Here is a 25,801-nt window from a genome sequence, read left to right as displayed (position 1 = left end):
GCCGACAGTGGACGGCAAGATAGCAAAATAGTAGCTTCGCGCCACTTTCCTGATTCCTGTAATGGACTACTCATGTCAAAAGTCGCCCCTGCTCTACGCCTGCTGTGCGCAATCACTTTCGCCTGCGCCATGACGCCGGCATTCGCCGCCTGGAAAGAGCACCCGGAAAACAGCTGGAGGTATTACCTCGCCAACTGTCAGCGAATGCAGGAAAAAATGGCCGACGTCCAAAGCGGTCGCGTGCCTGGCGCCTTTGAGGTGACGGGCGATCTGGAGAACAGCCAGGGGAGCATGAATGAGCACCGCCCAAACCTGCCTCCCCAATACCTCGCCTCCGGGGAATTCGCTCAATGCGAAAACGTGGCGGCCGAGGCCGATGCGATGATCGCCCGTGGCAAAGCCGAGTTCGCCGACAGAATGAACCAGGCCGCCGAACAAGGCCGCATCGCCCACCAGAACTCCCCCGAATACCAACGCGCCCGTTCACTCGGCTACAGCGATGTCGGCGAAATCTCCTTCCTCAAACTTCACGAAGACATGGACGGCGAAGCACGCCTGAAAACCATGTTGATTACCGTCGATGAAGTCTGCGGCCAACACTTTCGCGCCACGCAATATGTGAAGCCGTATGTGATCTACACCGTTCGGCCGTCGGATGGCGGGTGTGGTGAGGAAAAGCGCGTGGCGATTGTCGGCGGCAGGTCGGTGGAGAAGGGCGATTACATCGATGAGCGGGGCGAGTTTCAGTATGTGGGCTGGAAGAAGATTGTCGGTGCCGATGGGTTCGCGACGGATATTCGGGTGTTGAAGGCTCGGCGCTGACTGCCAAACAGTCACGCCGTCCAGTCACGAGTGGGGGAAATAATTCACCGCCAGAAACAGCAGGGTCGCCATGCCAGCGGCCAAGCCACACACCGCGCCGAGCAACTGACGTGCAACCGGATGTTCGGGTTGACGGCGATTGGCAATCCACAGCCATACCCCCGCCAGAACGCCCGCGCTCGTGATGAACACCACCAGACTGCGATTCAGATTGGATGTCGCCATCGACGTACCAATGACTGCGTCGTAAATCAGCGTGAACACAATGCCGGTAACCACGCCACTTCCGGCGCCGGCAAGGTTGGCAAGCAGCAGGTTCCACTCACCTCGTTGCTTCACCACCCATAACCAGGTTCCAGCCATCACCAGCAAGCACAACACAGCATCCATTTTGGTTTATTCCCGAGTGCGCGATAACAGAGGCGGTTGACAGGCCTCTAGCGAGTGGACGGCAAGATATCAAAATAGAAGCTGCGCGCCACTTGCTTCATCTGCGTAGCTTAAAGAATGTCCTTCAAGTAACCCTTGAGCGCGAGGAGCGGCTGATCCAGCTGCTCCAGCGACTGCGCCTGACTGAAGTCTGTCGACAACTTGTGCAGTTCCCGCCCCAACGGTTTCTCGACGCCACCCAACGCATCCATCGCCAGCGCCAGGCATTCGTTCATTTTGAACTGGATCGTCTCGACATCACCCCGGCGCACCAGCAATTCGAACACGTCTTTCTGATAGTCGCCCATGACCATGTCATCCCGCAGAATCGGGCTCAGGCCTTCTTCCTCGTACGCGAGTTTGAGGGAGAACAGGGCAACGGTTTCCAGTGACGTTTCCATGGAGTGAACCTGTGTGAGATCTCGCCGGAGAGCCAGCGGCACTTTCCGGCAGACGAAAAAAAAGGCCTTGCTAAGCAAGACCTTTCTTAATTTTGGTGCCCCGAGGGAGACTCGAACTCCCACTCCTTTCGAAAACGGATTTTGAATCCGCCGCGTCTACCAATTCCGCCATCAGGGCTCAATGGCGGCGAAGTATAGAGAGGTGCCTACCGTTGGTCAATCACGTTTCATGGTCAATTTTCGATATTTCCGCTAGACTTTCCGGCCCTGCTAGACGAACCCCATCATGCGCGTTGCTGACTTTACCTTCGAGCTTCCTGATTCGCTGATTGCCCGCCATCCTTTGGCCGAGCGTCGCGGTAGTCGCCTGTTGACCCTGGATGGGGTCAGCGGCGCCCTGGCACACCGTCAATTCACTGATCTGCTGGAGCATTTGCGCCCCGGCGATCTGATGGTGTTCAACAATACCCGGGTGATTCCGGCGCGCCTGTTCGGGCAGAAAGAGTCCGGCGGCAAGCTGGAAATCCTCATCGAACGCGTGCTGGATTCCCACCGCGTGCTGGCCCATGTGCGTTCCAGCAAGTCGCCGAAACCGGGTTCGAAGATCCTGATCGACGGCGGCGGCGAAGCCGAGATGCTGGCGCGTCACGATGCGCTGTTCGAGCTGGGGTTTGCCGAAGAAGTGCTGCTGCTGCTCGATCGCGTCGGGCACATGCCGTTGCCTCCTTATATAGACCGCCCGGACGAAGGTTCGGATCGCGAGCGCTATCAGACCGTGTATGCCGAGAAACTCGGCGCGGTGGCGGCACCGACCGCGGGCCTGCATTTCGATCAGACGCTGATGGAAGCGATCGCCGCCAAGGGCGTCGAGACTGCGTTCGTCACACTGCACGTCGGCGCCGGCACGTTCCAGCCGGTGCGCGTCGAGAAGATCGAAGATCACCACATGCACAGCGAGTGGCTGGAAGTCAGTCAGGACGTGGTCGATGCAGTCGCCGCTTGCCGTGAACGCGGCGGTCGAGTGATTGCTGTCGGCACCACCAGCGTGCGCTCGCTGGAAAGCGCCGCCCGCGATGGCGTGCTCAAGCCGTTCAGCGGCGACACCGACATCTTTATCTTCCCGGGCCGGCCGTTCCATGTGGTCGATGCCTTGGTCACCAATTTCCATTTGCCTGAATCCACGCTGTTGATGCTGGTTTCGGCATTCGCCGGTTATCCGGAAACCATGGCTGCCTATAAAGCCGCGGTCGATAACGGATACCGCTTTTTCAGCTACGGTGATGCGATGTTCATCACCCGTAATCCCGCTCCCCGCGGCCCAGAGGAATCCGTATGAGTCGCACCTGTCGTATGTCTTTCGAGTTGCTTGCCACCGATGGCAAGGCTCGTCGTGGTCGTCTGACCTTCCCTCGTGGCACCGTCGAGACCCCGGCCTTCATGCCGGTGGGCACCTACGGCACGGTCAAGGGCATGTTGCCGCGTGACATCGTCGCCACGGGCGCGGAGATCATTCTGGGCAACACTTTCCACCTGTGGCTGCGCCCGGGTACCGAAGTGATCAAGGAACACGGCGACCTGCACGATTTCATGCAGTGGAAAGGCCCGATCCTGACCGACTCCGGCGGTTTCCAGGTGTTCAGCCTCGGCGCCATGCGCAAGATCAAGGAGGAGGGCGTGACCTTCGCCTCCCCGGTCGACGGCTCGAAAGTGTTCATGGGCCCGGAAGAGTCGATGCAGGTCCAGCGTGATCTGGGCTCGGACATCGTGATGATCTTCGACGAATGCACGCCGTACCCGGCTGACGAAGACGTTGCCCGTGTATCCATGGAGCTGTCGCTGCGTTGGGCTCAGCGTTCGAAGAATGCCCATGGCGACAACACGGCGGCGCTGTTCGGCATCGTTCAGGGCGGCATGCACCAGGACCTGCGCATGCGCTCGCTGGAAGGCCTGGACAAGATCGGTTTCGACGGCCTGGCCATCGGCGGTCTGTCGGTGGGCGAGCCCAAGCACGAAATGATCAAGGTGCTGGACTACCTGCCGGGCATGATGCCGGCTGACAAACCTCGTTACCTTATGGGCGTTGGCAAACCGGAAGATCTGGTTGAGGGTGTGCGCCGCGGTGTGGACATGTTCGATTGCGTGATGCCAACCCGTAATGCCCGCAACGGGCATCTGTTCATTGATACAGGCGTGCTGAAGATCCGTAACGCGTTCCATCGCCATGATGATTCGCCGCTGGATCCGACCTGCGATTGCTATACCTGCCAGAACTTCTCCCGCGCTTATCTGCATCATCTGGACAAGTGCGGCGAAATGCTCGGCAGCATGCTCAATACCATCCACAATTTGCGCCATTATCAGGTGCTGATGGCTGGTTTGCGCGAGGCTATTCAACAGGGTACATTGGCCGCCTTTGTCGATGCCTTCTACGCCAAACGCGGGCTTCCCGTTCCGCCTTTGGACTGAGTTTTCTGACCCCAAGATTCAACATTTGCAACTGGAGTGCTAAATGAGCTTTTTTATCTCTAATGCCATGGCTGACGCGGCTGCACCGGCTGCAGCGCCTATGGGCGGCGGCTTCGAGTGGATTTTCCTGGTCGGTTTCCTGGTCATCTTCTACCTGATGATCTGGCGTCCACAGGCCAAGCGCGCCAAAGAGCAGAAGAACCTGCTGAGCAGCCTGCAGAAGGGCGACGAAGTGGTCACCACCGGCGGCATCGCCGGCAAGATCACCAAAGTGGCCGATGACTTCGTGGTTCTGGAAGTTTCCGACACCGTGGAAATGAAGTTCCAGAAGGGCGCCATCGCCGCCACGCTGCCAAAAGGCACGCTGAAAGCGATCTAAGGTTCCAACTTCTACTCAATCGACGGGGCGCGCAAGGCGCCCCGCGTTCATAACGGGCGGCGTGATGCTGAACAAATATCCTCTGTGGAAATACATTCTGATCCTGGCGGTGCTGGCGATCGGTCTGATTTATTCCGCTCCGAATCTATACCCCGATGACCCGGCCATTCAGATCAGCGGCGCCAGCACGGCCCTGCAGGTCAATCAGGCCGATCTGGATCGCGTGAGCACCGCGCTCAAGGAATCCGGGATCAACGTCAAGGCTTCGAGCCTGGCTGCGAACGGCAAGGGCGGTCTGATCCGTCTGACCAAGGCTGAAGACCAGCTGCCGGCCAAGGACGTTGTCCGCAAGGCATTGGGTGATGACTACGTCGTCGCGCTGAACCTGGCACAAACCACCCCGCAATGGCTGCGCAGCGTGGCCGCGCACCCGATGAAGCTGGGTCTGGACTTGTCCGGTGGTGTGCACTTCCTGCTGGAAGTGGACATGGACAAAGCCCTCGACGCTCGCCTGAAAGTCTACGAAGGCGACGTCAAGAGCCTGTTGCGCAAAGAGAAACTGCGTTATCGCAGCCTGCCGCAACTCAATGGCGCCATTCAGCTGGGCTTCAGCGATGCTGACTCTCGCGAACAGGCCCGTGCGCTGATCCGCAAGAATTTCAACGATTTCGACATTGTTCCGGCCGACCTCAACGGTCAACCGGTGCTGCGTCTGGCGATGACCCCGGCCAAGCTGGCGGAAATCCGTGAATACTCCATCAAGCAGAACCTGACCACGGTACGTAACCGCGTCAACGAGCTGGGTGTTGCCGAACCGATCGTCCAGCGTCAGGGCGCCAACCGTATCGTGGTTGAGCTGCCGGGCGTGCAGGACACTGCCGAAGCCAAGCGTATCCTCGGCAAGACGGCCAACCTGGAGTTCCGTCTGGCTGCAGAGCCGGGCGCTTCGAAAGCCACTTCCGAGACCTTCGAATTCCGCGAAGGCAAGCGTCCTCCTGCACAAATCGAGCGTGGCCTGATCATCACCGGTGACCAGGTGACTGACGCCAAGGCCGGTTTCGGCGAGCACGGCACCCCTGAAGTGAACATCCGTCTGGATGGCCACGGTGGCGAGCTGATGAGCCGCGCGACCCGCAGCAACGTCGGTCGCAGCATGGCGGTGATCTTCATCGAGCAGCGCCCTGTCACCACTTACACCAAGCAAGTGGTCGATGGCGTCGAGAAAGACGTCGCGGTGCAGACCTTCAAGGAAGAGAAGAAGATCATCAGCCTGGCGACCATTCAGTCGCCGCTGGGTGCTCAGTTCCGTATCACCGGCCTGAACGGCCAGGGCGAGTCGTCCGAACTGGCGCTGCTGCTGCGTGCCGGTGGTCTGGCTGCTCCGATGTACTTCGCTGAAGAACGCACCATCGGCCCGAGCCTGGGTGCGGACAACATCACCAAGGGTATCGATGCATCGCTGTGGGGCATGCTGTTCGTCTCGCTGTTCATCATCGCCATCTACCGTTTCTTCGGCCTGATCGCCACCGTTGCTCTGGCGGTGAACATGGTGCTGCTGCTGGCGCTGATGTCGCTGCTGGGCGCAACGCTCACCCTGCCGGGTATCGCCGGTATCGTGTTGACCATGGGTATGGCGGTCGACGCCAACGTACTGATCTTCTCGCGGATTCGTGAAGAGATCGCCGCCGGCATGACTGTGCAGCGTGCAATCAACGAAGGCTTCGGTCGGGCATTCACTGCGATTCTCGACGCCAACCTGACCACCTTGCTGGTCGGCGGCATCCTTTTCGCCATGGGCACCGGCCCGGTGAAGGGCTTCGCAGTAACCATGTCCCTCGGGGTTCTGACCTCGATGTTCACGGCCATCATGGTCACCCGCGCGATGGTCAACCTGATCTTCGGCGGTCGTGACTTCAAGAAGTTGTGGATTTAAGGGGCTGCCATGTTACGTACAATCAACTTCATGGGCGTCCGCAACTTTGCGTTCGGCGTCACTGTATTCCTGACCTTGCTGGCAATCTTCAGTGTGTTCCACAAGGGCATGAACTGGGGTCTGGACTTCACCGGCGGTACGCTCATCGAGCTGACCTACGAGCGTCCGGCCGATGTCACCAAGGTGCGCGAGCAACTGGTTTCTTCCGGTTATCACGAAGCCGTCGTGCAGAACTTCGGCGCGACCACCGATCTGCTGGTGCGCATGCCGGGTGAAGACCCGCAGCTGGGCCATCAGGTGGCGGAAGCGCTGCAGAAGGTCGGCGGCGACAACCCGGCGACCGTCAAGCGCGTCGAGTTCGTCGGCCCGCAGGTCGGTGAAGAACTGCGCGACCAAGGCGGCATGGGCATGCTGCTGGCGCTCGGCGGCATCCTGATCTACCTGGCTTTCCGCTTTCAGTGGAAGTTTGCGGTCGGCGCCATCGTGTCGCTGATTCACGACGTGATCGTGACCGTGGGTATCCTCTCGTTCTTCCAGATCACCTTCGACCTGACGGTGCTGGCGGCGGTACTGGCGATCATCGGTTACTCGTTGAACGACACCATCGTCGTGTTCGACCGGGTGCGTGAGAACTTCCGCGTATTGCGCAAGGCGACGCTGATCGAGAACATCAACATCTCGACCACGCAGACCCTGCTGCGGACCATCGCGACCTCGGTTTCGACCTTGCTGGCGATCGCGGCGCTGCTGTTCTTCGGCGGTGACAACCTGTACGGCTTCTCCCTGGCGCTGCTGGTGGGTGTTCTGGCGGGTACCTACTCGTCGATCTACATCGCCAACGTGGTGCTGATCTGGCTGAACCTGTCGACCGAGGACCTGATTCCGCCGGTCAACACCGAGAAGGAAGTCGACGACCGTCCATAACGGCCATCGTTTCCCCGGCCGTCAGTCAAAAAAGACGCGAGTTGAACTCGCGTCTTTTTTTTTGCTCCAAGGCTGGGAGAAGCGCGGGCGCGTCCCGCATGTGATGGTCAGGAGGTTCATGTGAACAAGTCGTTGCTGGTTGGTGCGGTATTGGGTGCTGTCGGTGTGACTGCCGGGGGTGCTGTTGCCACCTACAGCCTGGTTAAAAGCGGCCCTGAGTATGCGCAAGTGCTGGCCGTAGAGCCGGTCAAAACACAGATCAAGACTCCACGTGAAGTGTGCAAGGATGTGACGGTGACCCGGCAGGCGCCGGTGAAAGATCAACACCAGATCGCCGGCACCGTGGTCGGTGCGCTGGCAGGTGGTCTGCTGGGTAACCAGATCGGCGGCGGCACCGGCAAGAAGATTGCCACGGTGGCCGGTGCGGTCGGTGGTGGTTACGCCGGTAACAAGGTTCAGGAGGGTATGCAGGAGCGTGATACCTACACCACGACCCAGACTCGCTGTAACACCGTGAATGACATCAGCGACAAGGTTGTGGGCTATGACGTCCGGTATTCGCTGGACGGCAAGGAAGGCAAGGTGCGGATGGATCGTGATCCGGGCAACCAGATTCCGGTCGACAAGGAAGGCAAGCTGATCCTGTCGCAGAACGAGCCAGGCCAGTAACTGGTTGATGGCTTATAAGAAAAGCACCCTTCGGGGTGCTTTTTCATGCCCATAAAAAAACACCCCGAAGGGTGTTTTTTTTGGGTTTCGCGAAACGCTTAGCGCTTCAGCGAGGCCGGCAGGTGCGGCTGGATCGCCGTCAGAACTGCCTTGAAGCATTTGGTGTTGCCGGCAACGACGTGGCCTTTTTCAAGGAAGTCGTGACCGCCGGTGAAGTCGCTCACCAGACCGCCTGCTTCCTGAATCAGCAGGGCGCCAGCAGCCATGTCCCACTCGGACAGGCCCGACTCCCAGAACGCGTCGAAACGGCCAGCGGCCACGTAAGCCAAGTCCAGGCTCGCCGAACCGGCGCGACGGATGCCGGCAGTCTGGCCAACCAGGGCGCGGAACATGCCCAGGTAGTTGTCGAGGTTGTCCATCTGGTCGTCACGGAACGGGAAACCGGTACCGAGCAGAGCGCCGTCCAGGCTGGTACGACCGCTGACACGCAGGCGACGACCGTTCAGTTGAGCGCCGCGACCACGGCTGGCAGTGAATTCTTCCTGGCGAACCGGATCCAGAACAACGGCGTGTTCCAGGCGACCACGGTATTTGCAGGCAATGCTGACAGCGAAGTGAGGAATGCCGCGCAGGAAGTTGGTGGTGCCGTCCAGCGGATCGATGATCCACAGGTATTCTTCGCCTTCGATGCCGGTGCCGGCGTGCAGGCCGGTCTCTTCACCCATGATCGAGTGATTCGGGTAAGCCTTGCGCAGGGCGTCGATGATTTTCTGTTCGGCGGCGCGATCAACCTCGGATACGTAATCCTTGGCGTCTTTTTCGTCGACCTTGATGGTATCCAGGCGCTCGATGGAGCGGAAGATCAGTTCACTGGCGCTGCGGGCGGCGCGCAGCGCGATATTCAGCATGGGCTGCATGGATGTGTCACCTAAGGTTGTTAAAGAAAGCCGCGCATTCTATCAGAACTTTTCTTCAGGTGAAGGTCGCTGTTCGCTTTCATAGCTTAACGGTAGGCTGTTCTGTAAGATTTGCACCCCTTTGCCGAGTCCGAGAGCGCCCGCCGTGCTGCAAAATATTCGTGTCGTCCTGGTCAATACCAGCCATCCGGGAAACATCGGCGGGACCGCGCGCGCCATGAAAAACATGGGCCTGTCGCGTCTGGTGCTGGTTGATCCGCGAGTCTTTCCGCATCACGAAGCCGATGCCCGTGCTTCCGGTGCCGGTGACATCCTTGAAAACGCGCAAGTCGTCGCCACCTTGGAAGACGCCCTGGTCGGTTGCAATCTGGTGCTCGGCACCAGTGCCCGTGACCGACGCATCCCCTGGCCATTGCTGGACCCGCGCGAGTGCGGGACCAAAGTGGTCGAGGAGGCGGGGCAGGGCGCGGAAATCGCGTTGGTGTTCGGTCGTGAAGATTCCGGCCTGACCAACGACGAGCTGCAGCGATGTCACTATCACGTGCACATCCCCTCCGATCCTGAGTTCAGCTCGCTGAACCTCGGGGCGGCGGTGCAGGTGTTGAGTTATGAAGTGCGCATGGCGTGGCTGGCTGCACAAGGCCAGCCGACCAAGATCGAGAAGGAAGAAGTGGCCTCCGTGAAAAGCGCAGAGCTTGCGACCATGGATGAGCTGGAGCGGTTCTATGAACACTTGGAGCAGACCTTGGTGGCCATCGAATTCCTTGATCCGGAAAAGCCGCGGCACTTGATGGCGCGCCTGCGCCGGTTGTACGGACGCAGCTCGGTCAGCCGGGCGGAAATGAATATTTTGCGTGGCATCCTCACGGAAACCCAGAAAGCGGCCCGTGGCGAGCTCCTTAAGCGGAAGGATTAATGATGTTCGAGCGTTTGCGTGAAGATATCCAGAGCGTATTCCACCGAGACCCGGCGGCGCGTAACGCTTTTGAAGTCCTGACCTGCTACCCCGGCATGCATGCAATCTGGATTCATCGATTGGCCGGCATGCTCTGGCGCAATGATCTGAAATGGCTGGCGCGGCTGGTGTCGAACTTCGGTCGCTGGCTGACCGGAATCGAGATTCATCCGGGCGCCAAGGTCGGTCGACGCTTCTTCATCGACCACGGCATGGGCATCGTGATCGGCGAAACCGCAGAAATCGGCGATGACGTGACGATCTATCAGGGCGTGACCCTGGGTGGTACCAGCTGGAACAAGGGCAAGCGTCACCCGACCCTCGGCGATGGCGTTGTAGTGGGGGCGGGCGCGAAAGTGCTCGGTCCGTTCACTGTGGGTGCCGGCGCCAAGGTCGGTTCCAATGCTGTGGTCACCAAAGAAGTGCCTCCGGGCGCCACTGTGGTGGGGATTCCGGGCCGGATCATCGTCAAGTCCGATGATGAGGCCGACGCCAAGCGCAAGGCGATGGCCGAGAAGATCGGCTTCGACGCCTACGGCGTCAGCGAAGACATGCCCGATCCGGTGGCGCGCGCCATCGGCCAGTTGCTCGATCACCTGCAAGCGGTGGACGGACGTCTGGAGGGAATGTGCGGCGCGCTGAAGGATCTGGGCAGTAATTATTGTGCGAAAGATCTGCCTGAGCTGCGTGAAGAAGACTTCGCCTGCGTCAAGGGCAAGGACGAATCCAAGCTCCATTGATGTACTTGCAGGGCTGCTGCCGACCGGTGTGCCATTAGGCCGCAGACCCTGCTATCATTCGCGCGCTCTTTTGCGGGTAAACCCGACTAAAGCACTAGGTCTTATAGTTGACTTAAATGCTCGGGAATTGCATACTCCCGCCCATTCCGAACTCCGTGGTAATTGTCCATGCGACTGACTACAAAAGGCCGATACGCCGTGACCGCCATGCTTGACCTGGCGTTGCACGCGCAACACGGGCCGGTGTCCCTGGCCGATATCTCCGAGCGCCAAGGCATCTCCCTGTCCTATCTCGAACAGCTTTTCGCCAAGCTGCGCCGCAGTAACCTGGTTTCCAGTGTTCGCGGTCCGGGCGGTGGCTACCAGTTGTCCCGCGACATGCAGGGCATCCAGGTGGCTCAGGTGATCGATGCGGTGAACGAATCGGTCGATGCAACAAAATGCCAGGGCCAAGGCGACTGCCACTCCGGTGACACCTGCCTGACCCATCACCTGTGGTGCGACCTGAGCCTGCAGATTCACGAATTTCTCAGCGGTATCAGCTTGGCCGACCTCGTAACTCGCCGTGAGGTGCAGGAAGTGGCCCAGCGTCAGGATCAGCGTCGTTGCAATGGCAAGGCGCCGCGCCTGGACAAGATTGAAGCGTCCGCCGTCGAATGACAGCCAGAGAGCTAGCGGCACGCCAGCCAGCCTGATTTAGGAGATAGTCCATGAAATTGCCGATTTACCTTGATTACTCTGCGACCACCCCGGTCGATCCGCGCGTTGCGCAAAAAATGAGTGAATGCCTGCTGGTCGACGGAAACTTCGGTAACCCGGCGTCCCGTTCCCACGTGTTCGGCTGGAAAGCCGAAGAGTCCGTCGAAAACGCCCGTCGTCAGGTGGCCGATCTGGTCAACGCCGACCCGCGTGAAATCGTCTGGACCTCCGGTGCCACCGAGTCCGACAACCTGGCAATCAAGGGTGCGGCACATTTCTACGCCTCCAAGGGCAAACACCTGATCACCTCCAAGATCGAGCACAAGGCTGTCCTCGACACCATGCGCCAGCTGGAGCGTGAAGGTTTCGAAGTCACCTACCTCGATCCTACCGAAGATGGCCTGATCACCCCGGCCATGATCGAAGCCGCGCTGCGCGAAGACACCATCCTGGTGTCGGTAATGCACGTGAACAACGAAATCGGCACCGTCAACGACATCGCCGCCATCGGCGAGCTGCTTCGTTCGAAGGGCATCCTGTTCCACGTCGACGCCGCTCAGTCCACCGGCAAGGTCGAAATCGACCTGCAGAAACTGAAAGTCGACATGATGTCGTTCTCCGCCCACAAGACCTACGGCCCTAAAGGCATCGGAGCGCTGTACGTCAGCCGCAAGCCGCGTGTGCGCATCGAAGCGACCATGCACGGCGGCGGTCACGAGCGCGGCATGCGTTCCGGCACCCTGGCGACTCACCAAATCGTCGGCATGGGCGAAGCGTTCCGTGTGGCCAAGGAAGACATGGCTGCCGAAAACGTCCGCATCAAGGCGTTGAGCGACCGTTTCTACAAGCAGGTCGAGCACCTGGAAGAGCTGTACGTCAACGGCAGCCTGACCGCCCGCGTTCCGCACAACCTGAACCTGAGCTTCAACTACGTTGAAGGCGAGTCGCTGATCATGGCGCTCAAGGATCTGGCGGTATCGTCCGGTTCGGCCTGCACCTCGGCGTCGCTTGAGCCTTCGTACGTACTGCGCGCCCTGGGCCGCAACGACGAACTGGCACACAGCTCGATCCGTTTCACCTTCGGCCGTTTCACCACCGAAGAAGAAATCGACTACGCCGCGCAGAAAGTCTGCGAGGCCGTTACCAAGCTGCGCGCTCTGTCGCCGCTGTGGGACATGTACAAAGACGGCGTCGATATCTCGAAGATCGAGTGGGCGGCACACTAAATATAGAAGCCGCCGGATACAGATCCTGTAGCGACGCGGCGGTTTACGCAGCGCAGTTGCAGGGTCTCAAGAGCGGCCCTGATGAGTGAGGATTGAGAATCATGGCTTACAGCGAAAAGGTCATCGACCACTACGAAAACCCGCGCAACGTCGGCAAGATGAACGCGGAAGATCCTGATGTCGGCACCGGCATGGTCGGCGCTCCGGCGTGCGGCGACGTAATGCGTCTGCAAATCAAGGTCAACGATCAAGGCGTTATCGAAGACGCCAAGTTCAAGACCTACGGCTGCGGTTCGGCTATCGCCTCCAGCTCCCTCGCCACCGAGTGGATGAAGGGCAAGACCCTGGACGAAGCTGAAACCATCAAGAACACTCAGCTGGCTGAAGAACTGGCCCTGCCGCCAGTGAAAATCCACTGCTCGGTTCTCGCTGAAGACGCCATCAAGGCCGCCGTTCGCGATTACAAGCAGAAGAAAGGCTTGATCTAAGCATTGGGCGACGAGTAAGGAGTCAACGATGGCTATCAGCATGACAGAAGCGGCTGCTCGACACGTGCGACGCTCCCTCGACGGGCGCGGCAAGGGTGAAGGGATTCGTCTGGGTGTTCGCACCACGGGCTGTTCCGGCCTTGCCTACGTGCTGGAGTTTGTCGACGAGGTGGTTGCAGAAGATCAGGTGTTCGAGAGTCACGGCGAAAAAGTGATCATCGACCCGAAAAGCCTGGCCTACCTCGACGGCACCGAGCTCGATTTCGTCAAGGAAGGGTTGAACGAAGGCTTCAAGTTCAACAACCCCAACGTACGCGGTGAATGTGGCTGCGGCGAAAGCTTCAACATCTGAGGCTTGTCGTGGGTATTCCTTGTCATTTCGCTTTATTCGAGCTGCAACCGGGCTTCCGTCTGGATCTCGAGCAGTTGGCCACGCGCTATCGCGAGCTGGCGCGCGGCGTTCATCCTGACCGCTTTGCCGATGCTTCCGAGCGCGAGCAGCGGTCGGCGCTCGAGCAGTCTGCGCGGCTCAACGATGCCTACCAGACGCTCAAGAGTCCGGCCCAGCGTGCGCGCTACCTGCTGACCATCAGCGGGCATGAAGTGCCGATGGAAGTCACCGTCCACGATCCCGAGTTTCTTCTGCAACAGATGCAATGGCGCGAAGAGCTCGAAGATCTGCAGGACAGTGCCGACCTGGAGGGTGTCGCGGCTTTCAAGCGTCGCCTGAAAACCGCCCAGGAAGAGCTCAATGAAAGCTTCGCAGCCTGTTGGGATGATGCAGCGCAACGCGAGCAGGCCGAACGCCTGATGCGGCGCATGCAGTTCCTCGACAAGCTCACCTACGAAGTGCGCCAGTTAGAAGAGCGCCTCGACGATTAACCCAGTGCCGCTCCGGTCGCACGCCTGATATACAGATAAGTCCTGATCACGATGGCCCTACTGCAGATCGCCGAACCCGGCCAAAGTCCTCAACCGCACCAGCGTCGTCTGGCTGTGGGGATTGACTTGGGTACTACCAATTCGCTGGTCGCTGCGTTGCGCAGTGGTCTTTCCGAGCCGCTGGCCGATGCCGAAGGGCGGGTTATCCTGCCTTCCGCCGTGCGTTATCACGCCGATCGCGTCGAAGTCGGCGAATCAGCCAAACTGGCTGCGTCCTCCGATCCCCTGAATACCGTGCTGTCGGTCAAGCGCCTGATGGGTCGTGGTCTGTCCGACGTCAAGCAATTGGGCGATCAGTTGCCGTACCGCTTTGTCGGCGGCGAATCGCACATGCCGTTCATCGACACCGTGCAGGGGCCGAAAAGCCCGGTCGAAGTCTCCGCCGATATCCTGAAAGTATTGCGTCAACGCGCTGAAGCCACCCTTGGCGGTGAGCTGGTGGGCGCGGTGATCACTGTTCCGGCGTATTTCGACGATGCTCAGCGTCAGGCGACGAAGGACGCGGCGAAACTTGCCGGTCTGAATGTGTTGCGTCTGCTCAACGAGCCGACGGCAGCGGCAGTGGCATACGGTCTGGATCAACATGCCGAAGGCCTGGTCGCGATTTACGATCTGGGTGGCGGCACCTTCGATATTTCGATTCTGCGCCTCACTGGCGGTGTCTTCGAAGTCTTGGCCACTGGCGGCGACAGTGCGTTGGGTGGCGATGACTTCGATCACGCGATTGCCGGCTGGATCATCGAGAGCGCCGGTTTGTCCGCCGACCTCGATCCAGGCGCACAGCGCAGCCTGCTGCAAACTGCCTGCGCCGCCAAAGAAGCCCTTACAGATGCAGACAGTGTTGAAGTTGCCTACGGCGACTGGAAAGCACAGCTGACCCGCGAAGCCTTCGATACGCTAATCGAACCAATGGTCGCCCGCAGTCTGAAAGCCTGCCGCCGCGCCGTCCGCGATTCCGGCGTCGAGCTGGAAGACGTGCACGCCGTGGTCATGGTCGGTGGTTCCACCCGCGTTCCGCGTGTTCGTGAAGCCGTCGCCGAAGCCTTCGGTCGTCAGCCGCTGACCGAAATCGACCCGGATCAAGTGGTGGCCATCGGTGCCGCGATCCAGGCCGATACGCTGGCTGGCAACAAGCGCGATGGCGGCGAACTGTTGCTGCTCGACGTGATTCCGCTGTCCCTGGGGCTGGAAACCATGGGCGGTCTGATGGAGAAGGTGATTCCGCGCAACACCACCATCCCCGTCGCTCGCGCCCAGGACTTCACCACTTATAAAGACGGCCAGTCGGCCATGGCGATCCACGTATTGCAGGGCGAGCGTGAGCTGATCAGCGATTGCCGCTCTCTGGCTCGCTTCGAATTGCGCGGCATCCCGGCGATGGTGGCCGGTGCGGCGAAAATTCGTGTGACCTTTCAGGTCGATGCCGACGGTCTGCTCAGCGTCTCTGCCCGTGAGCTGGGTTCGGGCGTTGAAGCCAGCATTCAGGTCAAGCCGTCCTATGGCCTGACTGACGGCGAAATCGCCAAGATGCTGAAAGATTCGTTCCAGCACGCCAATGACGACAAAGTGGCCCGCGTTCTTCGCGAGCAGCAAGTCGATGCCCAGCGCCTGATCGAAGCGGTGCAGGGCGCTCTTGAGGCGGATGGCGAGCGTTTGCTCGACGCCGAAGAGCGCATGGTCATCGATCTGCAGGTGCAGGAACTGACCGAACTGATGAAAGGCACTGATGGTTATGCCATCGAGCAGCAGACCAAGCGTCTGTCGCAAGTGACCGATGCTTTTGCAGCCCGTCGTATGGATCAGACGGTGAAAGCCGCTCTGTCGGGGCGCAATCTGAATGAAATCGAGGATATCTGATGCCGCAGGTCATTTTTCTGCCACACGAGAAGTTCTGCCCTGAAGGCATGGTCGTTGACGCTGCGCCCGGCACGTCGATCCTCGAACTGGCTCACGAACACCATATCGAGATGGAAAGCGCCTGCGGCGGCGTCTGCGCCTGCACCACTTGTCACTGCATCATCCGCGAGGGTTTTGACTCGCTGGAAGAAGCCGACGAGTTGGAGGAAGATTTCCTTGATCGTGCCTGGGGTCTGGAAGCCCAGTCGCGCCTGGCTTGCCAGGCGATCGTCGGTGAAGAAGACATCACCGTCGAAATTCCGAAATATTCGCTTAACCATGCGGCCGAAGCGCCGCACTGACTGGTAAGACTGTCATGAGCTACGGTTGGAATGATGTTCAACGTATTGCAGAAGAGCTGGCCGAAGCCAAGCCGGATGTCGATCCGCTTTCTGTCAATTTCGTCGACTTGCAGCGATGGATCATGGAACTTCCCGACTTTGATAACAACTCTGGCCGTGTTGGCGAGAAGGTGTTGGAAGCGGTTCAGGCCCTCTGGATCGAAGAAGTAGACTGATCGTCCTCGCAGGTTAGGCAATACCCAAGAACCCGCGTATAATTCGCGGGTTTAATTTTTCGCAAATTACCGTTTCTGGAGTTACACCATGGCTGTTCAACGTACTTTCTCCATCATCAAGCCTGACGCCGTTGCTAAAAACGTGATCGGCGAGATCACCACTCGTTTCGAAAAAGCCGGCCTGCGCGTTGTAGCTTCGAAACTGAAGCAACTGTCCAAAGCCGAAGCCGAAGGCTTCTACGCTGAGCACAGCGCTCGTGGCTTCTTCGGCGACCTGGTTGCCTTCATGATCTCCGGTCCTGTTGTTGTTCAGGTTCTGGAAGGCGAAAACGCCATCGCTCTGAACCGTGAGCTGATGGGCGCTACCAACCCTAAAGAAGCTGCTGCCGGCACCATCCGTGCTGACTTCGCTGATTCCATCGACGCCAACGCTGTACACGGTTCGGACTCCGAAGCCGCTGCTGCTCGTGAAATCTCGTACTTCTTCGCAGCTACTGAAGTAACCACTCGCTAAGCATTGGCTTAAGAGTGAAGGTGAATCCATGACTACATCGACTGTTAAAACCAACCTGCTGGGTCTGACCCAGCCGGAAATGGAAAAATTCTTCGACTCAATCGGGGAGAAGCGTTTCCGTGCCGGTCAGGTAATGAAATGGATTCACCACTTTGGCGTCGATGATTTCGACGCCATGACGAACGTCAGCAAGGCCTTGCGCGAAAAGCTCAAGGCTGTTGCTGAGGTCCGTGGTCCCGAAGTGGTCAGCGAGGACATTTCCAGCGACGGCACCCGCAAGTGGGTGGTGCGCGTGGCGTCCGGCAGCTGCGTCGAGACCGTTTACATTCCCCAGGGCAAACGCGGCACTCTGTGCGTTTCGTCCCAGGCAGGCTGTGCCCTGGACTGCAGTTTCTGCTCCACCGGCAAGCAAGGCTTCAACAGCAACCTCACCGCCGCCGAAGTCATCGGTCAGGTGTGGATTGCCAACAAATCCTTCGGCAGTGTTCCGGCTACCATCGATCGCGCCATCACCAACGTGGTGATGATGGGCATGGGCGAACCGCTGCTGAACTTCGACAACGTCGTGGCCGCCATGCATCTGATGATGGATGACCTGGGCTACGGGATCTCCAAGCGCCGCGTGACCCTGTCCACGTCGGGTGTGGTGCCGATGATCGATGAGCTGGCCAAGCACATCGACGTATCCCTGGCGTTGTCCCTGCATGCACCGAATGACGCATTGCGTAACCAATTGGTGCCGATCAACAAGAAATATCCGCTTAAGATGCTGCTTGAGTCGTGCCAGCGCTACATGTCCGAACTGGGCGAGAAGCGCGTGCTGACCATCGAGTACACCTTGCTCAAGGACGTCAACGACAAGCTTGAGCACGCCGTGGAAATGATCGAGTTGCTGAAGAACATTCCATGCAAGATCAACCTGATTCCGTTCAACCCGTTCCCGCATTCCGGGTACGAGCGGCCGAGCAACAACGCCATCCGCCGGTTCCAGGATCAGCTTCACCAGGCCGGTTTCAACGTCACCGTGCGCACCACCCGTGGTGAAGACATCGACGCGGCTTGTGGTCAATTGGTAGGGCAGGTGCTGGATCGCACCCGTCGCAGCGAACGTTACATCGCCGTGCGCGAATTGAGCGCCGACAGCGATCTGGCGCAGAACGCCGCGAACACTAACTAAGAGAGGATCTCTATGTCCCTGCGCTTTGCGCTGCTGTTGCTGTTGGCCAGCCTGTGTGCTGGTTGTGTCCTGTCGGGCGATTACAACCCGATGAAGACCAGCAAGGGCCGTGACGAAGCGCGGGCTGCCTACGTGCAGCTGGGACTGGGATACTTGCAGCAGGGCATGACCGAGCGGGCCAAGGTTCCACTGAAGAAGGCGCTGGAACTGGACGGTTCGGATCCCGACGCCAATGCCGCGCTGGGGCTGGTATTCCAGGCCGAAATGGAACCTGCGCTTGCTGACGAACACTTCCGCAAAGCCTTGTCCTCCCGTCCCGCCGATGCGCGCATCCTCAACAACTACGGCAGTTTTCTCTACGAAGAACAGCGTTACAAGGAAGCCTACGAGCGTTTTGAACAGGCGGCCGCCGATACCCTGTATCCTGAGCGTTCGCGGGTGTTCGAGAACCTCGGGATGACGGCGGCGAAGCTCGGGCAGCGTGATCTGGCGCAGCAGCAACTGGAAAAGGCGCTGCGTTTGAACCGCCAGCAGCCACGCGCATTGCTGGAAATGGCTGAGTTGTCATTCGAAGACAGGCATTATGTGCCCGCGCGTGACTATTACGACCGTTTCAGCCAGCTCTCCGAGCAAAATGCACGTAGTCTGTTGCTCGCCGTTCGGTTGGCAAAAGTATTTGAAGATCGCGACAAGGCCGCCAGTGCGGGCCTGCAATTAAAACGACTCTATCCCGGTACGCCGGAATATCAGCAATACCTGTCGGAGCAATGATGAAAGCGGCGCATCCCGAAGTTGTAGCAGCGAATCGCGTTAACCCCGGTGAGACCCTGCGCCAGGCCCGCGAAAGCAATGGCTGGTCGCTGGCCGAAGTGGCCCTCAAGCTCAACCTCACCGTGACTTCCCTGAGCAATCTTGAAGCCGGCGCATTCGACAAGTTGCCCGGGCATACTTTCGCTCGCGGCTACATTCGCGCGTACGCCAAATTGCTCGGCATGGATCAGACCGTTCTGGTCCAGCAATTCGATCAGTCCACCGGCACCGATTCCCAGGGCAGCAACGTCCACGCACTGGGCCGCATCGAAGAGCCGGTACGGGTTTCCCACACCATTTTGCGGATCGTCAGCCTGTTGCTGCTGATCGCGGTCATCGGCGGCGGTTTCGTCTGGTGGCAGGATCAGACCTCGCTGCGTACCAAGGACCTGATTGGCCTGACTCCGGAGCACGTCGAAGTCGAAGGCGCCGACGGCACCACCCAGATTCATCCGCTGGACGAGCCGGAAGACCAGGCCGTCGCGGAAGGTGAAGCCGAGGGCTCGACCGCTCTGGCGCTGCCTCAATCGGAAACTACGGCTGAATCGACCGGTGCCGAGACCGAGGCCACAGCGCCAGCGACCGCACCGGTTGCTCCGGCACCTGCTGCGCCAGCCGCGACTCCGGCTGCACCGGCTCATACGCCAGCGCCTGTGGTTGCTGCTCCTGCAACTCCAGCACCTGCCGCTCCGGCCACGCCTGCTCCGACCGTCACTGCCCCGGCAGCCCCGGCCGTCGCTGCACCCGCGCCGACAACGCCAGTCACTCCGGTTGCAGGTCAAGGCCAGGTTCAGGTGCAGTTCATCGCCGATTGCTGGACTCAAGTGACCGATGGCAGCGGCAAGGTGCTGTACAGCGGCCTCAAGCGTAAGGGCGACAGCCTGTCTGTCGTCGGCAAGCCTCCGTTTGCCGTGCGTCTGGGCGTTGCCCGTGGCGCGCAGGTCAGCTACAACGGCCAGCCGGTCGATGTCGCTCCGTTCACCAGTGGCGAGACCGCTCGCCTGAAGTTGGGTCAATAAGTCATGCACGGCGAATCTCCAATCAAACGTCGCGAATCGCGCAAGATCTGGGTCGGTAATGTGCCCGTGGGCGGCGATGCCCCTATCGCTGTGCAGAGCATGACCAACAGCGACACCAATGACGTCGCTGCCACCGTCGCACAGATCAACCGTCTGGAAGCCGCTGGCGTCGACATCGTCCGCGTTTCGGTGCCGGACATGGACGCCGCCGAGGCGTTCGGCAAGATCAAGCAACTGGTCAAGGTGCCGTTGGTTGCCGACATTCATTTCGACTACAAGATCGCTCTGCGCGTGGCCGAACTGGGTGTGGACTGCCTGCGCATCAACCCGGGCAACATCGGTCGCGAAGACCGCGTGCGTGCGGTGGTCGATGCCGCCCGTGACCGCGGGATCCCGATCCGTATCGGCGTCAACGCCGGCTCGCTGGAAAAAGACCTGCAAAAGAAATACGGCGAGCCGACGCCGGCCGCGCTGGTCGAGTCCGCCCTGCGTCACGTCGAACACCTCGAACGCCTGAATTTCCAGGACTTCAAGGTCAGCGTGAAGGCTTCCGACGTGTTCATGGCCGTTGAAGCCTACCGTCTGCTGGCCAAGGAAATCGTCCAGCCGCTGCACCTGGGCATCACCGAAGCCGGTGGATTGCGCTCCGGTACAGTGAAATCCGCCGTGGGCCTAGGTATGCTGCTCGCCGAGGGGATTGGCGATACTATCCGCATCTCGCTGGCGGCCGACCCGGTCGAGGAAGTGAAGGTCGGTTACGACATTCTCAAGTCTTTGCATCTGCGTTCCCGTGGCATCAACTTCATCGCCTGCCCGAGCTGCTCGCGGCAGAACTTCGATGTGGTCAAGACCATGAACGAACTGGAAGGGCGCCTTGAAGACCTGCTGGTGCCGCTGGATGTCGCGGTGATCGGTTGCGTGGTCAACGGCCCCGGCGAAGCCAAGGAAGCCCATATCGGCTTGACCGGCGGCACGCCAAACCTGATTTACATCGACGGCAAGCCGTCGCAGAAACTGACGAATGACAATCTGGTGGACGAGCTGGAAAAGCTGATCCGCGAGAAAGCGGCCGAGAAGGTCGAAGCTGACGCAGCGGTTATCGCGCGCGGCTGATCGAACGAATTAAGGAATTTCTGTGAGCAAGTCTCTGCAAGCCATTCGTGGCATGAACGACATCCTGCCGGAACAGACGCCGGTATGGCGTTATTTCGAAGGCACCGTTTCGCGTCTGCTGGATAACTACGGTTACAAGCAGATCCGCATGCCGATCGTCGAGTTCACCGAGCTGTTCAAGCGCTCGATCGGTGAAGTGACCGACATCGTCGAAAAAGAGATGTACACCTTCGAAGACCGCAACGGCGACTCCCTGACCCTGCGCCCGGAAGGTACGGCCGCGTGCGTGCGTGCGGTGCTCGAGCACGGCATCACCGGCGGTGGCCAGGTGCAGAAACTCTGGTACATCGGCCCGATGTTCCGTCACGAGCGTCCACAGAAAGGCCGTTATCGCCAGTTCCACCAGATCGGTCTGGAAGTGTTCAACCTCGACGGTCCGGACATCGACGCCGAACTGATCGTGCTGACCTGGCGCCTGTGGGGCGAGCTGGGCATCCGCGATGCGGTCAAGCTCGAACTCAACAGCCTCGGCACCAGCGAGTCTCGCGGCCGTTATCGTGAAGCGCTGGTCGAGTACCTCTCGGCGCACCACGACAAACTGGACGAAGACAGCCAGCGTCGCCTGAAAACCAACCCGCTGCGCGTGCTCGACACCAAAAATGCCGAAACCCAGGCCGTGCTGGTCGATGCGCCGAAGATGGCCGACTACCTGGATGATGAATCCCGTGCCCACTTCGAAGGCCTGAAGGCCCGTCTGGATGCCGTCGGCATTCCTTACGTGCTCAACCCGAAACTGGTGCGTGGTCTGGATTACTACAGCAAAACCGTATTCGAATGGGTCACCGACAAGCTTGGCGCCCAGGGCACCGTCTGCGCGGGTGGGCGCTATGACGGTCTGGTCGAGCAGATGGGCGGCAAGCCGACCCCGGGCGTCGGTTTCGCCATGGGCATCGAGCGTCTGGTGCTGCTGCTGGAAACCCTGGAGCAGATCCCGGAAGAAATCTCCCGTCAGGTCGACGTCTATCTCTGCGCCTTCGGCGAAGAAGCGGAGCTGGCCGGTCTGGCCCTGGCCGAGCGTGTACGCGACCAACTGCCCAACCTGCGCCTGCAAGTCAATGCCGGCGCCGGCAGCTTCAAGAGCCAGTTCAAGAAAGCCGACAAGAGCGGTGCGCTGTACGCACTGATCCTCGGTGACGACGAAATGGCCCAGCAAGTGATAGGTTTCAAACCCCTGCGTGGCCAGGGCGAACAACAAAGCATTGCCTGGGATGCGCTCGCTGCACACCTGGCCACCTGCGTCGTGCAGGGTTGAAGCTGTCTAAACAGCCGATTTAGCGATTAAGGAGTATTGGGGTGTCGAGTACCGAAGACGAACAGTTGGCGGATTTGAAGGACTGGTGGACACGCAACGGCAAACCTCTGGTCACTGGCGGCCTGTTGGCGCTGGTCATCGTGTTCGGCTGGCAGGCTTTTCACAAGTATCAGAGCAACCAGTCGCAAGGCGCCTCGGTGCTCTATCAGCAATTGCTGGAAACCACGCTGACCCCGGATGGCAAGCCTGACGCCGCGCGCGTTGCGGATCTGGCCGGCAAGCTGAACAGCGAATTCGGCGGTTCTGCTTACGCGCAGTACGGCAGCCTGTTCGTGGCCAAGGTAGCGGTCGACAGCGGCAAGCTGGATGACGCAGCAACCGAACTCAAGGCCATCGTTGCCAAACCGGCCAACCCGGCGCTGGGCGAAATCGCCCGTCAGCGTCTGGCGCAGGTACTGGGCGCACAGAACAAGGCCGATGAAGCCCTGAAACTGCTCGAAGGCGATGCCGACAAGTCGTTCCTGGCCACTCGCGAAGAACTCAAGGGCGACCTGCTGGTACAGCTGGGCCGTACCGACGAAGCGAACGCGGCGTATCAAAAAGCCAAGGCGGCACTGTCGGATGAAGCGGCGGTCGGTGGCCTTCAAATCAAGCTGGACGACCTGGCCAAAGGGGATGCGTGACGTGATCCGTTGGAAGCATGCAGCATTGCTGGCTCTGGCCATTCTGGCCGCGGGTTGCAGCAGCAACAGCAAAAAAGAACTGCCACCGGCCGAGCTGACCGACTTCAAAGAAGAAGTGGTCCTGCACAAGCAGTGGAGCCGCTCGATCGGTGACGGTCAGGGCGAAACGTACAACATGCTGGTGCCGGCGATCGACGGTGACACCATCTACGCGGCCGACGTGACCGGTATCGTGATGGGCCTGGATCGTGGCAACGGCGACGTGAAATGGAAGAAAGACCTCGAACTGCCTGTGTCCGGCGCCGTTGGCGTGGGTTACGGTCTGGTCATGGTCGGCACCCTGCGCGGTGAAGTCGTTGCCCTCGACGCCATCAACGGCGAAGAGAAGTGGCGCTCGCGCGTCAACAGCGAAGTCCTCGCGCCACCGGCCAACAACGGTGACGTGGTGGTGGTACAAACTCAGGACGATCGTCTGATCGGTCTGGACGCGTCCACCGGCAACCAGCGCTGGGTGTATGACAGCACTCCGGCCGTACTGACCCTGCGCGGCACCAGCGCACCGATCGTCACCAACCGTCTCGCGGTGGCAGGCCTGTCGACCGGTAAAGTGGTCGCTCTCGACATTTCCAACGGCGTGCCGGTCTGGGAACAGCGGATCGCGATTCCACAAGGTCGTTCGGAACTGGAGCGCGTGGTCGACATTGACGGCGGTCTGCTGCTGTCCGGCGGTACCTTGTACGTTGCCAGCTATCAGGGTCGCGTTGCGGCACTGGATCTGGAAAGCGGCCGTCAACTCTGGCAGCGCGACGCGTCGAGCTATGCCGGTGTTGCCCAGGGTTTCGGCAACGTCTACGTAAGCCTGTCGTCGGGCACCGTTGAAGGCGTCGACGAGCGTTCCACCACAGCACTGTGGAGCAACGACTCGCTGGCCCGTCGTCAACTGTCGGCGCCGGAAGTGTTCTCCAGCTACGTTGCAGTCGGTGACCTGGAAGGTTACCTGCACCTGCTGAGTCAGGTGGACGGTCGTTTCGTCGGCCGCGAGCGCATCGACAGCGACGGCCTGCGTGCCCGTCCGCTGGTGGTGGGTGACACGATTTATGTGTATGGCAACAGCGGCAAACTGGAAGCCCTGACCATCAAGTAACAACTATGCTTGGGGTTAACTCCCCAGGCGGCCTTGCTTCTGCAGGGTTTGCAGCACCCACGGGTGTTGCCCCGAGCACCAGCCGCTGCCTCGCAGCGGCTTTTGTATTTTCTGAAATAACGAAGTGGAGAGCCGCATGGTTCCCGTAATCGCCCTGGTGGGCCGACCGAACGTCGGCAAGTCCACCTTGTTCAACCGCCTGACCAGGACTCGCGACGCCATCGTCGGCGACTTGTCCGGTCTGACCCGTGATCGCCAGTACGGTGAGGCCAAGTGGCAAGGGCGTTCCTACATTCTGATCGACACCGGCGGTATCTCCGGTGACGAGCATGGTATGGACGAAAAAATGGCCGAGCAGTCGCTGCTGGCCATCGAAGAAGCGGATGTCGTTCTGTTCCTGGTAGATGCCAAGGCCGGTTTCACCGCCGCCGACCAGATGATCGCCGAACACTTGCGCAAACGTAACAAGCGTTCCCACGTGGTGGCCAACAAGGTCGACAACATCGACCCGGAAATGGCCCGCGCCGAATTCGCCCCGCTGGGCATGGGCCACGCGATTCCGATCGCCGGCGCCCACGGTCGCGGCATCACGCAATTGCTGGAAGCCGCACTGAGCGATTTCCCGCGCGATGATGACGAACCGGCCGAAGGTGAAGAGGAAGAAGTGGTCGCCGAAGGCGAGGAAGCCAAGCGCATTCCTGGCCCGAGCGAAAAAGACGGGATCAAGATCGCCATCATCGGCCGTCCGAACGTCGGCAAGTCGACCCTGGTCAACCGCATGCTCGGTGAAGACCGGGTAATCGTCTATGACCAGCCCGGCACCACCCGCGACAGTATCTACATCCCGTTCGAGCGTAACGACGAGAAGTACACGCTGATCGACACCGCTGGTGTGCGCAAGCGCGGCAAGATCCACGAAGAAGTCGAAAAATTCTCCGTGGTCAAAACCCTGCAGGCGATCAAAGACGCCAACGTGGTGATCTTCGTGATGGACGCCCGCGAAGGCGTGGTCGATCACGACCTCAACCTGCTGGGCTTCGCCCTCGAGGCGGGTCGTGCGTTGGTCATCGCGATCAACAAGTGGGACGGCATGACGCCGAGCGAGCGCGACTTCGTGAAGGTCGAGTTGCAGCGTCGGTTGTTCTTCGTTGACTTCGCCGATATCCACTTCATCTCGGCACTGCACGGTACTGGCGTGGGCAACCTCTACGCCTCGGTGCAGAACTCGTTCAAGTCCGCGGTCACCCGCTGGCCGACCAGCCGCCTGACGCAGATTCTCGAAGACGCGGTCAGCGAGCACCAACCGCCGATGGTCAACAGCCGCCGGATCAAGCTGCGCTACGCTCACCTGGGTGGTGCGAACCCGCCGATCATCGTGATCCACGGTAACCAGATCGAGAAAGTGCCGAAGTCGTACGTGCGCTATCTGGAAAACACTTACCGCCGTGTGCTCAAACTGGTCGGTACGCCGATCCGTATCGAGTTCAAGGGCGGCGAGAACCCGTACGAAGGCAACAAGAACACGCTGACCGACCGCCAGGTCAACAAGAAGCGTCGTTTGATGTCGCACAACAAGAAGGCCAGCAAGAAGCGTCGCGACAAGAAGTAAGTCGTTGCGAACAGAGA

Annotated in this window: 29 protein-coding genes and 1 tRNA gene; 26 read left to right on the top strand and 4 right to left on the bottom strand. The window is 59.9% G+C overall.

Annotated elements, in window-relative coordinates; translation table 11 throughout:
- Nucleotides 1–72: 72 nt before the first annotated feature.
- Complete coding sequence (locus AC1Q9F_RS11925; protein ID WP_492619848.1) at nucleotides 73–822, top strand: hypothetical protein; 750 nt, start codon at nucleotides 73–75, stop codon at nucleotides 820–822.
- Between the two features lie 24 nt (nucleotides 823–846).
- Here the strand turns inward: AC1Q9F_RS11925 and AC1Q9F_RS11920 are convergent, their stop codons facing one another.
- The 3 genes from AC1Q9F_RS11920 to AC1Q9F_RS11910 form a co-directional block, all read right to left on the bottom strand.
- Nucleotides 847–1,212, bottom strand: coding sequence for a hypothetical protein (locus AC1Q9F_RS11920; RefSeq protein WP_492619849.1), 366 nt, complete (start codon nucleotides 1,210–1,212; stop codon nucleotides 847–849).
- A gap of 110 nt (nucleotides 1,213–1,322) precedes the next feature.
- Entirely contained in the window at nucleotides 1,323–1,652 is a 330-nt protein-coding gene (locus tag AC1Q9F_RS11915) for a hypothetical protein (protein WP_007956700.1), read from the bottom strand.
- Between the two features lie 93 nt (nucleotides 1,653–1,745).
- Nucleotides 1,746–1,830, bottom strand: a tRNA-Leu gene (locus AC1Q9F_RS11910).
- Between the two features lie 108 nt (nucleotides 1,831–1,938).
- On the opposite strand from AC1Q9F_RS11910, the gene queA reads away from it, so the two are divergent.
- The 6 genes from queA (at nucleotide 1,939) to AC1Q9F_RS11880 (ending at nucleotide 8,023) form a co-directional block, all read left to right on the top strand.
- Nucleotides 1,939–2,988, top strand: a complete 1,050-nt coding sequence (queA, locus tag AC1Q9F_RS11905) for a tRNA preQ1(34) S-adenosylmethionine ribosyltransferase-isomerase QueA (protein WP_492619850.1) — start codon at nucleotides 1,939–1,941, stop codon at nucleotides 2,986–2,988.
- Nucleotides 2,989–3,002: 14 nt separating this feature from the next.
- Entirely contained in the window at nucleotides 3,003–4,118 is a 1,116-nt protein-coding gene (gene tgt / locus AC1Q9F_RS11900; RefSeq protein WP_161794909.1) for a tRNA guanosine(34) transglycosylase Tgt, read from the top strand.
- Nucleotides 4,119–4,161: 43 nt separating this feature from the next.
- Complete coding sequence (gene yajC / locus AC1Q9F_RS11895; protein WP_007956696.1) at nucleotides 4,162–4,497, top strand: preprotein translocase subunit YajC; 336 nt, start codon at nucleotides 4,162–4,164, stop codon at nucleotides 4,495–4,497.
- Nucleotides 4,498–4,561: 64 nt separating this feature from the next.
- On the top strand, nucleotides 4,562–6,430 hold the full coding sequence (gene secD / locus AC1Q9F_RS11890; protein ID WP_007956695.1) for a protein translocase subunit SecD: 1,869 nt from the start codon (nucleotides 4,562–4,564) through the stop codon (nucleotides 6,428–6,430).
- A gap of 9 nt (nucleotides 6,431–6,439) precedes the next feature.
- Nucleotides 6,440–7,354: a protein translocase subunit SecF gene (gene secF, locus AC1Q9F_RS11885; RefSeq protein WP_007956694.1), complete on the top strand. Its 915-nt coding sequence runs from the start codon at nucleotides 6,440–6,442 to the stop codon at nucleotides 7,352–7,354.
- 120 nt (nucleotides 7,355–7,474) lie between these two features.
- Nucleotides 7,475–8,023 (top strand): glycine zipper 2TM domain-containing protein, encoded by a 549-nt coding sequence (locus tag AC1Q9F_RS11880; protein WP_007956693.1) that lies wholly within the window; start codon nucleotides 7,475–7,477, stop codon nucleotides 8,021–8,023.
- A gap of 98 nt (nucleotides 8,024–8,121) precedes the next feature.
- Here the strand turns inward: AC1Q9F_RS11880 and suhB are convergent, their stop codons facing one another.
- Nucleotides 8,122–8,940, bottom strand: coding sequence for a type III secretion system regulator SuhB (gene suhB, locus AC1Q9F_RS11875; RefSeq protein WP_007941397.1), 819 nt, complete (start codon nucleotides 8,938–8,940; stop codon nucleotides 8,122–8,124).
- A gap of 145 nt (nucleotides 8,941–9,085) precedes the next feature.
- On the opposite strand from suhB, the gene trmJ reads away from it, so the two are divergent.
- From trmJ to der, 19 genes are all read left to right on the top strand, one after another.
- On the top strand, nucleotides 9,086–9,856 hold the full coding sequence (trmJ, locus tag AC1Q9F_RS11870) for a tRNA (cytosine(32)/uridine(32)-2'-O)-methyltransferase TrmJ (protein WP_007956692.1): 771 nt from the start codon (nucleotides 9,086–9,088) through the stop codon (nucleotides 9,854–9,856).
- A 2-nt stretch (nucleotides 9,857–9,858) separates the two neighbouring features.
- Nucleotides 9,859–10,635: a serine O-acetyltransferase gene (gene cysE / locus AC1Q9F_RS11865; RefSeq protein ID WP_007956691.1), complete on the top strand. Its 777-nt coding sequence runs from the start codon at nucleotides 9,859–9,861 to the stop codon at nucleotides 10,633–10,635.
- 168 nt (nucleotides 10,636–10,803) lie between these two features.
- Nucleotides 10,804–11,295: a Fe-S cluster assembly transcriptional regulator IscR gene (gene iscR / locus AC1Q9F_RS11860; RefSeq protein WP_007956690.1), complete on the top strand. Its 492-nt coding sequence runs from the start codon at nucleotides 10,804–10,806 to the stop codon at nucleotides 11,293–11,295.
- A 50-nt stretch (nucleotides 11,296–11,345) separates the two neighbouring features.
- Nucleotides 11,346–12,560, top strand: coding sequence for an IscS subfamily cysteine desulfurase (locus AC1Q9F_RS11855; protein WP_007956689.1), 1,215 nt, complete (start codon nucleotides 11,346–11,348; stop codon nucleotides 12,558–12,560).
- Nucleotides 12,561–12,661: 101 nt separating this feature from the next.
- Complete coding sequence (gene iscU, locus AC1Q9F_RS11850) at nucleotides 12,662–13,048, top strand: Fe-S cluster assembly scaffold IscU (RefSeq protein WP_003227907.1); 387 nt, start codon at nucleotides 12,662–12,664, stop codon at nucleotides 13,046–13,048.
- Between the two features lie 28 nt (nucleotides 13,049–13,076).
- On the top strand, nucleotides 13,077–13,400 hold the full coding sequence (gene iscA / locus AC1Q9F_RS11845; protein WP_003227904.1) for an iron-sulfur cluster assembly protein IscA: 324 nt from the start codon (nucleotides 13,077–13,079) through the stop codon (nucleotides 13,398–13,400).
- Nucleotides 13,401–13,408: 8 nt separating this feature from the next.
- Nucleotides 13,409–13,930 (top strand): co-chaperone HscB, encoded by a 522-nt coding sequence (hscB, locus tag AC1Q9F_RS11840; RefSeq protein WP_492619851.1) that lies wholly within the window; start codon nucleotides 13,409–13,411, stop codon nucleotides 13,928–13,930.
- Nucleotides 13,931–13,981: 51 nt separating this feature from the next.
- Complete coding sequence (hscA, locus tag AC1Q9F_RS11835; RefSeq protein ID WP_492619852.1) at nucleotides 13,982–15,847, top strand: Fe-S protein assembly chaperone HscA; 1,866 nt, start codon at nucleotides 13,982–13,984, stop codon at nucleotides 15,845–15,847.
- Nucleotides 15,847–16,188, top strand: coding sequence for an ISC system 2Fe-2S type ferredoxin (gene fdx, locus AC1Q9F_RS11830; RefSeq protein ID WP_007956685.1), 342 nt, complete (start codon nucleotides 15,847–15,849; stop codon nucleotides 16,186–16,188). Before hscA ends, fdx begins: the two co-directional genes overlap by 1 nt.
- 14 nt (nucleotides 16,189–16,202) lie before the next feature.
- Nucleotides 16,203–16,403 (top strand): Fe-S cluster assembly protein IscX, encoded by a 201-nt coding sequence (gene iscX / locus AC1Q9F_RS11825; RefSeq protein WP_492619853.1) that lies wholly within the window; start codon nucleotides 16,203–16,205, stop codon nucleotides 16,401–16,403.
- An 88-nt stretch (nucleotides 16,404–16,491) separates the two neighbouring features.
- Nucleotides 16,492–16,917, top strand: coding sequence for a nucleoside-diphosphate kinase (ndk, locus tag AC1Q9F_RS11820; RefSeq protein WP_007916882.1), 426 nt, complete (start codon nucleotides 16,492–16,494; stop codon nucleotides 16,915–16,917).
- A gap of 28 nt (nucleotides 16,918–16,945) precedes the next feature.
- On the top strand, nucleotides 16,946–18,094 hold the full coding sequence (gene rlmN, locus AC1Q9F_RS11815; RefSeq protein WP_007956683.1) for a dual-specificity RNA methyltransferase RlmN: 1,149 nt from the start codon (nucleotides 16,946–16,948) through the stop codon (nucleotides 18,092–18,094).
- 12 nt (nucleotides 18,095–18,106) lie between these two features.
- Nucleotides 18,107–18,865, top strand: a complete 759-nt coding sequence (gene pilW / locus AC1Q9F_RS11810; protein ID WP_007956682.1) for a type IV pilus biogenesis/stability protein PilW — start codon at nucleotides 18,107–18,109, stop codon at nucleotides 18,863–18,865.
- A complete protein-coding gene (locus AC1Q9F_RS11805) occupies nucleotides 18,865–19,923 on the top strand; it encodes a RodZ domain-containing protein (RefSeq protein WP_492619854.1) in 1,059 nt (352 codons plus the stop codon). The genes pilW and AC1Q9F_RS11805 overlap by 1 nt, the downstream gene beginning before the upstream one ends.
- 3 nt (nucleotides 19,924–19,926) lie before the next feature.
- Nucleotides 19,927–21,036 carry a flavodoxin-dependent (E)-4-hydroxy-3-methylbut-2-enyl-diphosphate synthase gene (ispG, locus tag AC1Q9F_RS11800; RefSeq protein WP_007956680.1) on the top strand — a complete coding sequence of 370 codons (1,110 nt, stop codon included), beginning with the start codon at nucleotides 19,927–19,929 and terminating at the stop codon, nucleotides 21,034–21,036.
- Between the two features lie 22 nt (nucleotides 21,037–21,058).
- Complete coding sequence (gene hisS, locus AC1Q9F_RS11795) at nucleotides 21,059–22,348, top strand: histidine--tRNA ligase (RefSeq protein ID WP_492619855.1); 1,290 nt, start codon at nucleotides 21,059–21,061, stop codon at nucleotides 22,346–22,348.
- A 41-nt stretch (nucleotides 22,349–22,389) separates the two neighbouring features.
- Nucleotides 22,390–23,031 carry a tetratricopeptide repeat protein gene (locus AC1Q9F_RS11790; RefSeq protein ID WP_007956678.1) on the top strand — a complete coding sequence of 214 codons (642 nt, stop codon included), beginning with the start codon at nucleotides 22,390–22,392 and terminating at the stop codon, nucleotides 23,029–23,031.
- Complete coding sequence (gene bamB, locus AC1Q9F_RS11785) at nucleotides 23,024–24,175, top strand: outer membrane protein assembly factor BamB (protein WP_039765728.1); 1,152 nt, start codon at nucleotides 23,024–23,026, stop codon at nucleotides 24,173–24,175. The genes AC1Q9F_RS11790 and bamB overlap by 8 nt, the downstream gene beginning before the upstream one ends.
- 136 nt (nucleotides 24,176–24,311) lie before the next feature.
- On the top strand, nucleotides 24,312–25,784 hold the full coding sequence (der, locus tag AC1Q9F_RS11780; RefSeq protein WP_007956675.1) for a ribosome biogenesis GTPase Der: 1,473 nt from the start codon (nucleotides 24,312–24,314) through the stop codon (nucleotides 25,782–25,784).
- Nucleotides 25,785–25,801 lie beyond the last annotated feature (17 nt).

The organism is Pseudomonas sp. GW823-FHT04A03, from assembly GCF_058796615.1.
This window is presented reverse-complemented; position numbering and strand designations above follow the sequence as displayed.